The sequence below is a fragment of the Acidovorax sp. FG60 genome (assembly GCF_057808995.1).
The window spans coordinates 246,147-261,558 of record NZ_JBMDJC010000004.1 but is presented as its reverse complement, the minus strand read 5'-3'; the positions used below and the strand labels follow the sequence as shown (position 1 = coordinate 261,558).

15 protein-coding genes are annotated in these 15,412 nt (G+C 65.7%); 2 read left to right on the top strand and 13 right to left on the bottom strand.

Annotation, left to right across the window (positions count from 1 at the left end):
- Positions 1-37: 37 nt before the first annotated feature.
- The 12 genes from ACODS0_RS08350 to def all read right to left on the bottom strand — a co-directional run bounded on the left by ACODS0_RS08350 (position 38) and on the right by def (position 10,284).
- Positions 38-1,042 (bottom strand): M14 family metallopeptidase, encoded by a 1,005-nt coding sequence (locus ACODS0_RS08350; RefSeq protein WP_488834205.1) that lies wholly within the window; start codon positions 1,040-1,042, stop codon positions 38-40.
- Positions 1,039-2,013 (bottom strand): Bug family tripartite tricarboxylate transporter substrate binding protein, encoded by a 975-nt coding sequence (locus ACODS0_RS08345; RefSeq protein ID WP_218300818.1) that lies wholly within the window; start codon positions 2,011-2,013, stop codon positions 1,039-1,041. Before ACODS0_RS08345 ends, ACODS0_RS08350 begins: the two co-directional genes overlap by 4 nt.
- A gap of 125 nt (positions 2,014-2,138) precedes the next feature.
- On the bottom strand, positions 2,139-3,035 hold the full coding sequence (locus ACODS0_RS08340; RefSeq protein WP_218300819.1) for a LysR family transcriptional regulator: 897 nt from the start codon (positions 3,033-3,035) through the stop codon (positions 2,139-2,141).
- A gap of 56 nt (positions 3,036-3,091) precedes the next feature.
- Positions 3,092-3,919: an orotidine-5'-phosphate decarboxylase gene (gene pyrF, locus ACODS0_RS08335; RefSeq protein ID WP_121508156.1), complete on the bottom strand. Its 828-nt coding sequence runs from the start codon at positions 3,917-3,919 to the stop codon at positions 3,092-3,094.
- Between the two features lie 191 nt (positions 3,920-4,110).
- Positions 4,111-4,668, bottom strand: coding sequence for a FlgO family outer membrane protein (locus ACODS0_RS08330; RefSeq protein WP_055400340.1), 558 nt, complete (start codon positions 4,666-4,668; stop codon positions 4,111-4,113).
- Complete coding sequence (locus ACODS0_RS08325) at positions 4,665-5,354, bottom strand: hypothetical protein (RefSeq protein WP_055400342.1); 690 nt, start codon at positions 5,352-5,354, stop codon at positions 4,665-4,667. The genes ACODS0_RS08330 and ACODS0_RS08325 overlap by 4 nt, the downstream gene beginning before the upstream one ends.
- A 209-nt stretch (positions 5,355-5,563) precedes the next feature.
- Positions 5,564-6,763, bottom strand: coding sequence for a phosphoglycerate kinase (locus ACODS0_RS08320; protein ID WP_488834198.1), 1,200 nt, complete (start codon positions 6,761-6,763; stop codon positions 5,564-5,566).
- Between the two features lie 238 nt (positions 6,764-7,001).
- The gene (locus tag ACODS0_RS08315) at positions 7,002-7,340 is read right to left on the bottom strand and encodes an AzlD domain-containing protein (RefSeq protein WP_121421627.1); all 339 of its coding nucleotides are present in this window, start codon (positions 7,338-7,340) and stop codon (positions 7,002-7,004) included.
- Positions 7,340-8,164: an AzlC family ABC transporter permease gene (locus tag ACODS0_RS08310; RefSeq protein WP_055400344.1), complete on the bottom strand. Its 825-nt coding sequence runs from the start codon at positions 8,162-8,164 to the stop codon at positions 7,340-7,342. Before ACODS0_RS08310 ends, ACODS0_RS08315 begins: the two co-directional genes overlap by 1 nt.
- Entirely contained in the window at positions 8,161-9,228 is a 1,068-nt protein-coding gene (locus tag ACODS0_RS08305; protein WP_488834196.1) for a methionyl-tRNA formyltransferase, read from the bottom strand. The genes ACODS0_RS08310 and ACODS0_RS08305 overlap by 4 nt, the downstream gene beginning before the upstream one ends.
- Before the next feature lie 31 nt (positions 9,229-9,259).
- Positions 9,260-9,739 carry a hypothetical protein gene (locus ACODS0_RS08300; RefSeq protein ID WP_488834195.1) on the bottom strand — a complete coding sequence of 160 codons (480 nt, stop codon included), beginning with the start codon at positions 9,737-9,739 and terminating at the stop codon, positions 9,260-9,262.
- Between the two features lie 35 nt (positions 9,740-9,774).
- Entirely contained in the window at positions 9,775-10,284 is a 510-nt protein-coding gene (def, locus tag ACODS0_RS08295; RefSeq protein ID WP_488834193.1) for a peptide deformylase, read from the bottom strand.
- 199 nt (positions 10,285-10,483) lie between these two features.
- Between def and ACODS0_RS08290 the strand changes: the two genes are divergently transcribed.
- A complete protein-coding gene (locus ACODS0_RS08290) occupies positions 10,484-11,701 on the top strand; it encodes a LysM peptidoglycan-binding domain-containing protein (RefSeq protein WP_218300823.1) in 1,218 nt (405 codons plus the stop codon).
- A gap of 79 nt (positions 11,702-11,780) precedes the next feature.
- Positions 11,781-12,968 (top strand): DNA-processing protein DprA, encoded by a 1,188-nt coding sequence (gene dprA, locus ACODS0_RS08285; protein WP_488834191.1) that lies wholly within the window; start codon positions 11,781-11,783, stop codon positions 12,966-12,968.
- A gap of 64 nt (positions 12,969-13,032) precedes the next feature.
- On the opposite strand, the gene ACODS0_RS08280 is transcribed toward dprA, so the two are convergent.
- The gene (locus ACODS0_RS08280; RefSeq protein WP_121421622.1) at positions 13,033-15,405 is read right to left on the bottom strand and encodes a DUF1631 domain-containing protein; all 2,373 of its coding nucleotides are present in this window, start codon (positions 15,403-15,405) and stop codon (positions 13,033-13,035) included.
- Positions 15,406-15,412: the final 7 nt, after the last annotated feature.

Here is a 15,412-nt window from a genome sequence, read left to right as displayed (position 1 = left end):
GCGCCTGTTGCGCCGCTACTAAACTGTTACTGCGCGCTTACAGCGCCCTGCGCTGCGCGAACCGCACCACCGTCACGCCCGCGCGCGCCTGGCGCACCGACGGCATCACCAGCACGCAGTTGTCATACGGCGTGGTCACCGGCACACCGTCGTTGTCGCCAATCACGGTGCCAGCCTTTTCAAACAGCTCCAGCCCCGTGTAGGGCGCCACAAAGCGGAAGGCGCTGCTGGTGGCCACCACGGGGCCGGTCACCTCCAGCGCCCACTGGCGGGGCGCATCGGGCAGGCGCCAGCCGGGCAGTTGCTGCGCCAGGGCGTCGGCGCTCAGGGCGCCGGACTGTTCGATGAAGCGCACGCACTGGTCCTGTGCCACGGCGCGGCTGGCCGGGTCGCCATGGAAGCCACATTCAATGAGCAGCGAACGGGTGCTGTTGCCGTGGTCGTCCTCCAGCGCGCCAAACCGGCCGTAGTCGCGCATGCGCACGCCGTCCTTGTGGCCCGCATCCACCACGATGTGCTCGGGCGAGCGCATGGCGCGCGCCAGTTCCAGGTTGCGCGGCTGGATGCCGGTGAGCAGCAGTGGGGCCGAGGGCTCGTGCATCGAGTGGATGTCGAGCAGCCAGTCGGCCTGCGCCACAAACGGGCGCAGCGCGGCGGCGCGGCGGCGCTCGTTGGTGTCGGCTGCGTCGATGCGCTCGTCCAGCCACTGGCGGTTGAGGTCTTCGTCGGTGAAGCGCGAGGCGTCGTGGTTGCTCGCGTCAAACCGGTCGAACGCATCGAGGTTGCAGAACGCCAGCGTGAGCGTGCCCTGCTGCGGCCGCACGCCCGCTTCGAGCAGGCCCTTCAAGGCCCAGGCGCCGCACAGCTCGTTGCCATGCACCAGCGCGCTGACCATCACGTGGCGGCCGGGCTCGCCCGAGTCGAAATGCCAGACGCCTTCGGTGCCGGTGTTGCCAACGCGCCAGGCGGTGATGTCGGGCGCGGGCAGCTCGAAGGCCAGCGGTGGAACGGCCGTGTTTTGGGGGGCGGTGCTGCTGCTCATTCTTCGATCTTGGCGAATTCCACAATCTTCTTGTACTTGGCGACTTCGGCCGCCAGGAACTGGTCGATGTTGACCGTGGTCGCAGCCACGGTGGAGCCGCTGGCTTCCATCTTCTTCTTGAAATCGGGCGACTGCAGGGTGTCGTTCAGCGCCTTCTTCACCTTGTCGAACACCGGCTTGGGCAGGTTGGCCGGGCCCATCAGCGCAAACCACACGCCAATGTCCACGTTCTTGTACTGCGGGGTTTCGGCCAGGGCCGGGATGTCCGGTGTGGCGGCGGAGCGTTTGGCTTCGGTGGTGCCCAGGGCGATCACCTTGCCGCTCTTGATGTGTGGCAGGCCGCTGGAGAGCACGAACACGCCGTATTCCAGGTTGTTGCCCATGAGGTCGTTGGTGAGCGGCGCGACGCCCCGGTAAGGGATGTGCGTCATGAAGAGCTTGCCCTGCTCCTTGACCATCTCGCCCGCCAGGTGCAGCGAAGTGCCCACGCCCGAACTGCCGTAGCTGAACTTGCCCGGGTTCTTGGACACCTTCTGCGTGAACTCGGCCAGGTTCTTCACGCCCGCGCCGGTGGATGCCACCAGCACCAGCGGTTGCGAGGCGATGAGGCCGATGGCGGTGAAGTCCTTCACGTCGTACTTCACCTTCTTGGTCACCAGCTTGTTGATGGCGATCTCGTTGCTGGCGCCCACCAAAAAGGTGTAGCCGTCGGGTGTGCTGCTCGCCACCTTCTGTGCACCAATCGCGCCGCCCGCGCCACCAATGTTTTCAATCACCACCGGTACGCCCAGCTTGGCACTCAGCTCCAGGGCCACGTTGCGGCCGGTCAGGTCGGTGCTGCCGCCGGGTGGGTAGCCCACCACAATGGTGATGGGTTTGGAGGGATACACATCCTGTGCGAACGCTGGGGCCGCCAAGAGGGCCATGCCACACAGCAAGGCGGTGCGGCGCAGGGAGGGAGTGTTTTGCATGCGGAGCTCCAGTGAAGTTCTTGTGGGTGGAGCCATTGTGAAAAGGCGGGCAGCCGCCTGTGGTGCTGAAATGGCACCAAGGTGTGCCAAATGGGTTCTCCCCCTTCGGGCAAACCCTGGGGTGGTCAACGCTGCGCCAGGGCTTTCCAGAGCGCTTCGGCCACGGGACCGAGTCGGCGTTTGGGTCGGTACAGGCGCACGTCGAAACGCACTTCCATGCGCGCATCGCCCGCAGGCGCGAGCCGTTTGGCCTGGCAATCGGCGTGCACCATGGACCAGGGCAGCCACGCCACGCCCAGGCCTTTTTGCACGTATTCGTAGTGCGCGTCGGCCGAGTCGCACTCCACCACCCGCTGCAGCCGGGGCGCATGCGGGTTCTGGGACAGATGGTCTTCCACCAGCCGCCCCAGCGCGAGCTGGGGGGCATAGGCCAGGTAGGGCACGGGCAGGTGGTCCTGCCCGAAGCGGTGCAGCGCCTGCCCTTGTGCCGTCGCCCGCGAAATGGGCACCAGCCGGTCGGACGCCACGGTGACATGCATGAACTGGCGCGCATCCAGCCGTATCGCCAGCGCCGGGTGGTGGTACACGAGCGAGAAGTCGGCTTCACCCCTTTCCAGCAGCGCCACGGTGTCTGCCAGAGCGCGGGTGCGTATGCACAGCTCGGCGTTTTGCAAAATGGGCTGCAGCCGCACCAGCCAGTCGGCCACCACCGTGCGTGCCAGCGTGCGGCCTGTGGCCAGCGTCACGGTGCGGGCCTGCCGCCCGGCCAGGCTCTGCAGCTCCTCGTGCGACTGTGCCAGGCTGCGCGCCATGTGGCCCGCAGTTTCCAGAAAGCTCTGCCCGGCAGGCGTCAGGGTGACGGGGCCGCCACCGCGCTCCACCAGCGGCGTACCCGCCCAGGCCTCCAGCGCGCGGATGCGGCGGCCAAAGGCGGGGTGCGTGACATGCCGCAGCTCGGCTGCCCGCGTGTAGCTGCGCTCCTGCGCCAGCACGATGAAGTCTTCGAGCCACTTGAGCTGCATGGGTGTGATCCGGGTGCAGCTGCGGCGCGAAGGTTGTCGGAGCTGAAAGTGGGGTGTCAGCGCGCGCGGGCTGCTTCGAGCACCGCGCGGGTGCGCTGGGCCTCGGTGCGCGCCGCCGCTGCAAAGTCGTCGCCCTTGGATGCGTACAGGATGGACCGCGACGAGTTCACGATGATCGGCCCGCCATCGCGCAGCCCGGCGCGCACGGTGGCAGCGGCGTCGCCACCCTGGGCGCCCACGCCAGGGATCAGCAGCGGCAGTGTGGGCGCAATGGCACGCACGCGCTCGATCTCCTGTGGGTAGGTGGCACCCACCACCAAGCCCAGCTGGCCGTTCTTGTTCCAGGGGCCTTGCGCCAGCCGTGCCACATGCTCATACATGAGCGGCTGGCCTTCGACGCTGGCCAGGCGCTGGGTCTGCAGGTCGTCGCCGCCCGGGTTGGAGGTGCGGCAGAGCAGAAACGCGCCCTTGCCGTGGTAGGCCAGGTAGGGCTCGATGGAGTCGAAGCCCATGAAGGGCGACAGCGTGACCGCATCGGCACCGTAGCGCTCGAAGGCCTCCTTGGCGTACTGCTCGGCCGTGGAGCCAATGTCGCCGCGCTTGGCATCCAGGATCACCGGCACATGCGGCGCGTTGGCGCGCATGTGCTGCATCAGGCGTTCGAGCTGGTCTTCGGCGCTGTGGGCGGCAAAGTAGGCGATCTGTGGCTTGAAGGCACACACCAGATCGGCCGTGGCGTCCACGATGGCGGCGCAGAAGTCATAGATCTTGTGCGCATCGCCCTGCATTCCCGCAGGAAACCGCGTGGGCTCCGGGTCCAGGCCCACGCACAGCAGGGAGTTGTTTTGCGCCGTGGCGTCGCGCAGCATGTCGGTGAAGGTCATGGGGCGTGATTTTAGGTGGGGTGACAAGCACCGCCGCACGGTTTTCTGCCCACCGCTGCGGCGCAGAGGACTCCGGGGTGTGGTCACGAGCCCGCAGTGGGCAACAAAAAAGGCCGTCGAGACGGCCTTTTTTGGGGTGGTTCGGGAGTCCCCGTACGCAGGAGGAGCCCCTCTACCGAATTCGCATTCCCTCAGCGCGGTACCGCCAGCAGGCGCTGCACATCACGGTCGTTGGGCAGTGCGTAGTCGTGGCCGCGGATGATGCGGCTGTCTTCCGTGCGCACGAGCTTGAGGCTCACGTAGGTGAAATTGGCAGCGGCCGAGTAGGTGCCCACCAGCACCAGCGAGGCATTGTGGCTGCGGGCGATATCCTTGATTTCGCGGGACAGCAGCAACTCGCCAGCACCTTCGCGCACGAACACGTCGCCGCGCAGCTTGATTTCCTTCACGTTGAAACCGCTGGCCGCCATGTGCGAGGCGTATTGCTCGGACAGCGTGCGGCCCAGAGGGGCCGAGCGGCTCAGGTCGTTCACGTTGACCACGGTGGCCACCAGGACGGGGCCGCTGCCTGCAGCGCTCAGGTCGAAACCGGCGGTCAGCTTGGCCACAGCATCGCGGCTGCTGGTCAAGAACTGGTTGTTGGCGGCTTCCTGGTAGGTCGGATCGGTGCGCGTGGGCGCGCCATTGTTGGCACAGCCGGCCAGCAAAGCTGCTGCGGCCAGCGCGGTCAGAAGTGCTGCGGTTTTCATTGCGAAACTACCTTCATATTGACGTTCTTGTAGTACGACGGACGCATGAACAGCGGCGTGTCCGCGTTCTCGAGGTAGTACACATCGGTCTTGCGGGCCACATACTGGCCACCGCGTGTGACCGTGGTGGTCAGGATCAGCTCGGTGTTGGTGGGGCCGCCCGAGTTGATGCTGGCGCCGTAGTCAGCCAGCGAGGTGGCACCCAGCGCGGCCAGCAGTTGCAGATCCAGGTGCTCGTGACGCAGGCCGTAGGCTGCCATCAGGCCCGCAGCGATCATCGTGAACTGGCCAGGAATGAAGTGGGGGCGGGGGCTGTTGTGACGAACCACCTGCGTGTTGTACGTCACGTTGAGTGCCTGGCCAGGATCCTGCAAGACAGGCGCACCGCTTTGCACGAGCTTGGTGATCAGGAAATCACGGAATGCCAGATCGAATGCGCTCGGGTTGGGGGGCAGTGCGACATGCAATTGCGTGCCAGGGGCCATGCCGGTCTTGTCGAGCGTGCTGAGGGTTTGCGCCACCACGTCGTTCGAGACCAGTTCCCAGTGGCCCGCCGAGCGGACCTTGGGTTGTACCGTCAGCTCAAAGTTCTCCGCCAGGGGAATGGGCGAACGATAAGCACATCCCGCCAAAGTAGCCACAGCGCCGGCCAATACCGCCAAGCTGACTGCCTTTGAAAATTTCATGATTCCCTCCTACGGACTTTGAGAGGCGGGGACATGAACAGATACATCCCACGCGATTGAAAAATAATTCTGGGCGCGATACTCAACAAAAACAAGAAAAAATTGAGGTAACTGCGCCCAGACACACGCAATTCGTTGTTTTTGGTCACAGATTGGCGTGCTTGCTTACGCGCGGCTGCATTTGCTTGTACCGGCGCGTGTAACAAATTTCAAACGATGGTAACGAAGCGTTTTTCAAGGATTTCGAACGCGGGCAGCGTCTTGCCTTCCAGCACTTCCAGAAAGGCGCCGCCGCCGGTGGAGATATAACCCACCTGTTTTTCGATGCCGTATTTGGCGATGGCCGCCAGGGTGTCGCCACCGCCAGCAATGCTGAACGCGGGGGATTCGGCGATGGCCTTGGCAATCTCGCGGGTGCCGTTTTCAAAGGCCGCGAATTCAAACACGCCCACCGGGCCGTTCCAGACGATGGTGCCTGCGGACTTGAGCTGGGTGGCCAGGCGGGCGGCGGTTTCGGGGCCGATGTCCAGGATCAGATCGTCCTCGGCCACGTCCTTGGCTGCCTTGACGGTCGCTGGGGCATCGGCGGCAAAGGCCTTGGCGGTAACCACATCGGCGGGGATCGGCACTTCGGCGCCGCGCGCTTTCATGGCGGCGATCACGGCGCGCGCTTCGTCCAGCAGGTCGGGTTCGGCCAGGCTTTTGCCGATGGGCAGGCCCGCCGCCAGCATGAAGGTGTTGGCAATGCCGCCGCCCACGATGAGTTGGTCCACCTTGTCGGCCAGGCTCTTCAAGATGGTGAGCTTGGTCGAGACCTTGGAGCCCGCCACGATGGCGGCCAGCGGGCGCTGGGGATGGGCCAGGGCCTTGGTCAGGGCGTCGATCTCGGCCGACAGCAGCGGGCCGGCGCAGGCAATGGGGGCGAATTGTGCGATGCCGTAGGTCGTGCCTTCGGCGCGGTGGGCGGTGCCAAAGGCGTCGTTCACGAAGATGTCACACAGCGCAGCCATCTTGCGGGCCAGGTCTTCCTTGTTCTTTTTCTCGCCCACGTTCAGGCGGCAGTTTTCCAGCAGCACGACCTGGCCAGGGGCAACGGTGACGCCGTCCACCCAGTTCGAGACCAGCGGAACATCGCGGCCCAGCAGCTCGGCCAGGCGTGCGGCCACGGGGGCCAGCGAGTCCTCGGGCTTGAATTCGCCTTCGGTCGGCCGGCCCAGGTGGCTGGTCACCATGACGGCCGCTCCGGCGTCCAGCGCCATGCGGATGCAGGGGATCGATGCGCGGATGCGGGTGTCTTCGGTGATGCGGCCAGCATCGTCCTGGGGAACGTTCAGGTCGGCACGGATGAAAACGCGCTGGCCTTGGGCCTTGCCTTGGGCGCACAGATCGGAAAAGCGGAGGATGTTCATGGCGGGAGGGGTGGATTGAATCGGGCTCTTGAGGGCTGCCATTTTAGTGAGCGAAGCCCATGCGGCTCCCGCGCCCTTGCCAGTGCAACCGCGGAACTGGCTCTGCCAGGCCCCTGGCGTCGTCCCCCTGGGGGCTGAGGGGCAGCGGCTCCAAGCCTGCCTGCGCAGGCTTGGACTGCACCGAAGAGCCACCGCCTCTGGCGGCGGCACTGACGCACACGGCTCAGGAGGTGCTTCTCTACCAATTCCAGCCGATGTGCAGCGGCAGGTACACCACCATGCCAACCACGATGGTGCCCAGGATGCCGCGCCGCCAGAAGTAGTAGGCGGTGGCGCACAGGACGGCAGGGATGCGCGCGTCCATGAACGTGCCGATGAGTTCACCCTGGGTCATCAGGATCTCGGGCGCGATCACGGCGGTGAGGGCGGCCAGCGGTGCGTACTTGAGCCCGCGCTTTAGCCAGTCGGGCAGCGGCAGCTCGCGCTCGGGGATCATGAAGAACGAGCGCGACACCACCGTGATCACGGCCAGGCCGAAGATGGCGATGGCGGGCTCAATCCAGGACCAGTCGTTCATCATGGATGGCGCTCCTCGCGCAGTGGCACCACGTCGCCCGCCTCGACCTGCTCGCGTTCTTCAGGGGGCAGCACGCTGTCGGCGGGCAGCAGGACCAGTTCGGGCTTGTGGCGGCGGCGGTCCACTGCTTCCATCAAGAGGCCCGCAGCCACCGCTGCCGCAATGGCCACCAGGATGTTGAGCTTGAGCGGCAGTGCAAACGCGGCAATCGCAGCCGTGGCGGCGACACCGGTGGCCAGCCAGGTGGCCCGGTCGAACAGCAGCGACAGCAGCACACCCAGTAGCGCCAGCACGCCCGCAAACCCCAGGCCCCAGGACAGCGGCACGGCATTGGCCAGCAGGATGCCGGCGATGGACGGCACCTGCCAGGCCAGCCAGTTGGTGCTGGCAGCACCCCAGAAATACGGCACCTGCTCGGGTTGGGGGCGCGGCTCCGGAAAGCGCTTCATGAAGGCCACGTAGATCACATCGCCGCTGAAATAGCCCACCGCTAGGCGCTGGCGCAGCGGCAGGTGCGCGAAGTAGCTGCGCCACATGCTGCTGAAGATCACAAAACGCAGGTTCACACAGCTCGCCGTGAGCCAGACCACCCACAGCGGCGCGCCCACCGCCATCAAAGGGATGACCGCTAGCTGCGCGCTACCGGCATACACCACCAGCGACATGAAGATGGCCATCCCAACGGGCAGCCCGCTCTTGACCATGACCACTCCGGTGACCAGGCCCCAGGCCCCGATGCCCACGGCCGTGCCCGCCATGTCGACGGCGGCCACGCGAAAGGAGGGGTGGCGCAGTGTGTTGCCGATGGCGGCCCGGCGGCTCATGCCGGTGTCGCGGCGGTGGTGGGCGCAGCGCCCAGCACCATGCCGGGCTGCAGGTCAAAGCCCCGCAAGAAATCGGCCGCTGCGAGCCGCTTGCCCCCCGCGCGCTGCAAGGTGGTCAGGCGCAGCGTGCCTTCGCCGCAGGCGACCATCACTCCGTCGCCATTTACCGACAAAATTTGCCCCTGGCGCTTATCTGTATTCGATTTATCGCTATCAATTTCATAACCCCACACCTTGATCGTTTCCCCGGCGCATTCGGTGCTGGCCCCGGGGAACGGGTCAAACGCCCGAATACGCTGGCCGATCACCGTGGCGGGCAGCGACCAGTCGATGGTGCTCTCGGCCTTCTCGATCTTGTGGGCGTAGGTGATGCCCTCGGCGGGCTGGGGCACAGCCTTCAGCCCTCCACAGGCGGCCAGTTCCAGAGCCTCCACGATCATGCGGCCCCCGAGCGCGGCCAGCCGGTCGTGCAGGGTGGCGGTGGTGTCTGTGGGCGCAATGGCCAGCCGCTCCATCAGCAGCATGTCGCCGGTATCCAGGCCGGCATCCATCTGCATGATGGTGACGCCGGTTTCTGCATCTCCCGCTTCAATGGCTCGGTGAATGGGCGCGGCGCCGCGCCAGCGCGGCAGCAGGCTGGCGTGGATGTTGAGGCATCCCAAACGCGCCCCCCCGCTTCCCGCTGCGCGTGGTTCGCTGCCCCCCGAGGGGGCCTTCGTGCCTTCGGGCGGCCGTGCGGCGCTCATGGAATCCAGCACCCACTGCGGCAGGATGAGGCCATAGGCGGCCACCACCATCACGTCGGCCTGCGCAGCCAACAAGGCATCGCGGGCAGCGGCTGCGTCATCGGGGTACTTGCCGTCCAGGCGCAGGCTGCGTGGCTGCGCGACGGCGATGCCATGCTCCAGCGCGCATTGCTTGACGGGGGAGGCCTGCAGCTTCATGCCGCGCCCCGCGGGGCGGTCGGGCTGGGTCAGGACCAGGGGCACCGTGAACCCTGCGGCCAGCAGCCGCTCCAGCGCCACGCGGGCAAATTCGGGCGTGCCTGCAAAAATGACTCTCATGGGAAACCGTTGTCAGGAGGTAAGTACGCACTCAGTCGCGCGCGTTATCAAAATGGGGAAGCTCGTCCGTGAACATGACCAGCCGAACCACGCCCTGGCGGTCCAGGTGGACGTGGGCAAGGCGCGGGTCGGAGTTCTGGCGGAAGCGGTAGGTCCAGATGTCGCCCTCGAACCGTGCCACACGCTCCACGCGCAAAGGCGGGCCAAAGGTGCGCTGCACATCGGCGGTGGTCCATACGCCCACGGGAAGGTTCTCAAAGCGCGCCTGCGTCAGCACCTGCTCGTTGCGCACCAGCCTGCCGCTGGCGTCGAAATCCAGGTTGTAGGCCGCAAACCCTGCGGGCAGTTCGGAGTACAGGAGCCGCTCGCCGGCCGGAAGCGCAAACACCGCCGTAGGTTGCCCCAGACGGGCAACCACCTCTGCGCGTAGCGCGCCGGTTTTTTCGCGGGCTGGCAGCGCACAGCCCGAAATTTGCACCGCCAGCACAAGAAGCGCCAGGCGCGCCAGCACTCCGCCACCCCTGCGGGTGCAGAGCGCCGGACCGGTCACTCGCGCGCCCCCCGCTGCTGCTTGACCATCTTGGTCTTGATGCGGTTGCGCTTTAGTGGGGAGAGGTATTCCACAAACACCTTGCCCATGAGATGGTCCATCTCGTGCTGGATGCACACCGCCAGAAGGCCATCGGCCTCAATGACGCGTGACTGGCCCTGGGCGTCCAGTGCCCGCACATGCACGGCATCGAAGCGTTCAACGCCGTCGTAGATGCCGGGCACCGAGAGGCAACCTTCTTCGTTGAGGTGCTTTTCGGCACTGGTCCAGACCAATTCAGGGTTGATGAGCACCAGCGGCTGGTTGCGTTCCTCAGAAACGTCGATGACCACCAGGCGCTCGTGCATGTCCACCTGGGTGGCGGCCAGGCCAATGCCATGGGCGTCGTACATGGTGGCCAGCATGTCGGAGACCAGCGTCCGGATGCGGTCGTCCACCGCCGCAATGGGGCGTGCAACCTTGTGAAGCCGGGGGTCCGGGTAACAGAGAATGGGAAGGATTGCCATGAAAGCTGCCAAGAGATGTCGCTATTTTCGCCACTTTTAAGGCCTGCTGCAGCGCCGCCAGCCAATAATCGTTGCCGAATCAAGGGCTTGAGCAGAGAATCTAAGAAGCTTTGTAACGTATTTGCCCGGCTGCGCGGTTGCTCCGTGCGTCGAGGTGCCAGCGAGGGGGCGTTTCCCAATGCATGAGAAAAGGAACAACATGACAGCATTCACCAGCGTGCGGCGGACCGCCCTGGGCGCGCTCACCATCATCGCTGGCGCTTTGCTGGTCGCACCGGCTCAGGCCCAGACCCCTCCCATCTCCAGCGGTCAGCGCGCCACGGCACAGCAAGTGTCGGAGCGTGGCATCCCCTTGTCCGAGCTGGCGCCCAACGCCCCGGACACCTACACGGTGCAGCGCGGCGACACGTTGTGGGGTATTTCGGGTCTGTACCTCAAGCGGCCCTGGCGCTGGCCCGAACTGTGGGGCATGAACCTCAAGGCCATTGCAAACCCGCACCTGATTTATCCGGGCCAGACGCTTTACCTGGACAAGGATGGCAGCTACGCCCGCCTGCGGACGACACCCCCTGGCGTGTCGGATTCAGAGCCTCAGACGGTGCGCGTGTCGCCCCGCACCCGCAGCGACAGTCTGGCCAGCACGGCGCTCCCCACTCTCAAATCTCACCTGATTGAGCCCTTCCTCGTGGAGCCTCTGGTGGTGGATGCCGACGTGTTGCAACGGGCTCCCCGTATTGTGGCCACCACCGAAGATCGCGTGCTCATGGCCAGTGGCGACCGCGCCTATGTGCGCGGCGATGCATCCGCCCCCGTTCGTGCAGAACCTGGCGAGCCCCGTTTTTTCCGTGTTTTCCGCGATGCCGTGGCCATGAAGGATCCGGTGACGGGTGAAATCTTGGGGTACGAAGCACAGTACCTGGGCAAGGCCGAGCTGGTGCGTGGCGAGTCTTTTGAAGAGATTCCCAACGGCAAGGGCGGCTATGTCTCTGAATATGTGCCTGCCACTGTGGATCTGTCCGGCACCAAGGAAGAGATACGCGCAGGAGACCGCATCCTGCCAGCGCCTGCCCGGGTCTTCACCAGCTACACCCCACGAGCGCCCCACATCGATGTGGACGCGCGCATCGTCTCCATCTACGGCAGCTTCTCGGCAGCCTATGCCGCCCAGAACCAGGTGGTTGCGATCAACATGGGTTCGCAAGACGGCATTGAGCCAGGTCATGTCCTGTCGCTGCTGACCCAGGGCGACCGCATCAAGGATGTGACTGGCGAGGGGAAGACCATGATCAAGCTACCCAGCGAGAGCAACGGGACGGCCATGGTGTTCCGGACCTTCGACCGCGTCTCGTACGCGCTGCTGCTGGAAATCCGCAGCGGCGTGCGCGTGGGCGACCGCCTGATCAATCCTCAGGAATAACGGCGGACTGGCTGAAGCCGCACGGCTGCCTGTGGGTGGCGGGGCTGGCGTTGCCGTGGTTCTTCTATCAACTACCTCCATGGACCGCGACGAGCTGGGCGCTTGGTTGCGCCTCACGCTTTCCCAGGGCGTGGGCAATGGCGCAGCGCGGCGTCTGCTGGCCCGTTTTGGGCTGCCGCAGGACATCTTCCGCCAACCCGAATCTGCCTTGCAGCACTGTGTGACCTTGGCCCAGGCCAAGGCGCTGTGTACCGTACCCAGCGGATGGGAGGCGTTGCTGGAGACCACCTGGCATTGGCTGGAGGGAGCAGATCCACAAGGACCTGCCCGTGCGGTGATCACATTGGGGGATGCCCGGTATCCCCAGTCGCTGCTGGACACCGAAGATCCCCCGCTGCTCATGTACCTGATGGGGGCGGCCCGGCTGGTGGCGCAAAACCCGTTTCCGACCGGCCGGTGCCTGGCCGTGGTCGGAAGCCGCAACCCCACGGCACAGGGCGCGGACAACGCGCGGCTTTTTTCGCGCGCACTGCGGGGGGCGGGCTTCACCATCGTCTCGGGGCTCGCGCTGGGTGTGGATGCGGCAGCCCATGAAGGTGCGCTGGATGTGTCCTCCGACCCCTTTGCGGAGGCAACACCCGCCACCATTGCGGTCGTGGGCACCGGGTTGGATCGCGTCTACCCCCGCAAGAACCTTGACCTGGCCCACCGCATCGCAGCCCACGGGGTGTTGGTCAGCGAATACCCCCTGGGCACGCCACCGCTGGCCGCCAATTTCCCCAAGCGCAACCGCATCATCTCCGGCCTCTCTCAAGGCACTCTCGTGGTCGAGGCGGCGTTGGCGTCTGGTTCGCTGATCACCGCCCGAATGGCGGCGGAACAGGGCCGTGAGGTTTTTGCCATCCCCGGCTCCATTCACGCACCGCAGTCGCGGGGTTGCCATGCGCTCATACGCCAGGGCGCCAAGCTGGTGGAGTCCGCGCAGGATGTACTGGAAGAACTGCGCATGCCCCCTGCGGCAGGCAAGCAGAGCGCCTCTTCTGGCGCTGCCTTGCTTGACGAAGAAGGCAGCAGGGATATCGACACTCGCGAGACTGAAAGCCCCCTGTTGCAGGCGCTGGGTTTTGACCCCATGGGGGTGGATGCCCTGGTGGCCCGCACGGGCATGGATGCGGCGTCGCTGCAGGTGGAATTGCTGGAGCTGGAGTTGGATGGCCAGGTGGCGCGTCTGCCAGGCGGCCTGTACCAGCGGCTGGGCAGCGCCTGACGCTGGCGGTGGCCTCTCGTTGCCGGGTGGCACAGGCATCGTCTTGATGCCCCCTGAAGCCGCATCAGTCCAGCAGCCGCTCGGGGTTCGCGTCCAGCTTGGCCAGTGCATCGCGCGTGGCGCGCAAGGTCAGGCCTTCTTCGTCCTGGGCCACGAGCAAGCCCGCTTGCAAGTACGCAGCCAGCCTGCGCAGCTGGATCAGGTAGCTGCTGCCATCCACGGCTGCGAACAGGTGCAGCTGTTTGCGCTGGCTTTGCCATGCGTACTGCACCTGGGCCGATGCGCCGTTGTGGTCCAGCGTGTACCAGGTGCCAGGCTGCAGTTCCTGGGCCCAGGCCACCATGGCGTCTTCCACCGGGGCACCGTTGTCGGCGACCACGTGAATGGACGAAGCATCGATACCCAGCATCATCTCGATGTTGTCGGCATTGAGCGGCATGTCGCCCAGCGTGGCGTCGCTAATAAAGTCCTCCAGATTGGCCAGGCGCTTGGCCATGGCGTCAATGTGGGCCTGCGGGATGGAGGCCGTCTTGGACAGGAAGGCATCGGCCAGGGTGTCGGTGAGGATCTTGATCTGGGCGTCCTGCGGCGCGCCGTTCACGCCCATGAGGGCCAGCCCCTGGCGCAGTCGCTGCAGCAAGCCAGGAAGATTCTGGATGACCTGCGCGCGGTCGCTGCGGTTGGGCTTGGCACTGGCGGCCCAGACGAGGTCGGCGGCTGTGCGCTTGAGCGAGATGGTGTCTGCGTGCTGGGGGCCGTCGCGCACGGCCGAGAGGGCTAGGACTTCGGCCCAGGTCTTGAACAGAAACTCGCGGATCTCGTCGCGCACCGGCATGTCGCGCAGCATGGTACGCAGCTCGATGGTGTACTGGATCGCCAGCGTCTCCCTTTGCTCGACCTGTTGAGCCACCGTCACCAAGCGCGACGTAGCCTGTTTTTCGGTGAGGAACTTGGACAGGAATTTCTCGAACTCGTCGTAGACGAGCTGGAACACCCGGCGGCCGGTTTCAGGGTACTGCTCAATCACCTGTACCACGCGACGGATTTCCGCCTCCAGTGCGCTGCCATTGATGCTGGTCGCATCAAAGCCCATTACGCAGGCGCCCATGCGGTCGATCAGCTGGCGCGCTGGGTGGTTGAGGTTGCTGAAAAACTCTGGCTCGGCCAGTGCCACGCGCAGCACAGGCACCTGAAGTCGCGCAAACCACACGCGCACGGCTGGCGGGATGCGGTCTTCGGCCAGGATGCTCTGGAACATCAGGGCCACCACCTCGATGATGGCTTTTTCACCGGCCGTCGAGGCCTTTTTCTTGAGTTCGGTCGAGCGTTCGCGCACGGCCCCTGCCAACTGGACCACGGCCGCAGGGCTGTAGTCTTCCATCAGGGTGGCGACACCGCTGTAGTACGTGTCGGCGTGCACACGGTGGGCGGTCAGTGCATGGGCCAGCGCCGCAGACGCTGGTGGGGCATTGACCATGTCGAAGCCGGTGGCGGGCTGTGTGAGCAGCCTGCGCAGTTGCCCCATCACACCGTGGGCGCGCTGGCGGGCGCGTGCCAGCGGAGTCATGCCGGTGGCAAACGCAGTGGGCATTCCGTGCTGCGGGTAGCCCGGCGGGGGCATGCGGGACGGATGCTGGGGCATGGGCCGACCGCCTTGGGGGGGCATCATGCCCCCGCGCGCTGCCGCCATGGCATCCCGAGTCTGGGCCAGGGCCTGGGAGGCCAGGCCTCCGGCCCCGGAGTCGTTGCTCCCACCGCTGCCGGTGATCGCCCCCCCTGCCGTGCGCCGCACGCGGGACTTCAGGTCCGCCTGTGGCGTCACACCCTGTTCCACATAGAACACGTTGACGGCCTGGTACTGTTTCTGGAGCAAGTTGGCCAGTTCCCGCTGCAGCGGGTCCACCACGGTCTGCAGGTCGGTGCGGGGCAGTCCGGCCTCCACCCACTGCTCGACCAGCAGCAGGCACACGGCTTCCGGACGGAGGATATCGCTGCTGTCGAGTTCCTGGCCTTCCAGCGACTGGGTGCGCTGGCGCAGTGTGTCGAACTGCTGGCTCACCTGTTCGCTGACCGTCAGGGCCATGCGTGAAGCCAGGATCTTGTTTTCCACCACGTCGTCGCTCAACAGTTCGAACTGGGGGTTTGCGCCATTGGCTGCCAGGGCACCCCGGGTGGTGCTGCTATGGGGGGCCAACGCATCGCGCCAGGCCTTGCCAGTGCGATCTGTCCAGGCTGCGTGGTGCTGTTGATACCGCATCCAGGCATCGCGGTGCGACTGCATTTCGCGCGCCGTGCCCGTCTGGGTCATCAGCGTTGTCAGGAGGTCCAGGACCGTCTTGTCCAGGTCCGGGAGCCCTGCACAGATGCCCTCTACGAACCGCTGGCGCGCCTGGCGGGCCAGGCGGCGCTGCGGAACGGAAGAGGGCGTGGGCTGCATGGGCAGA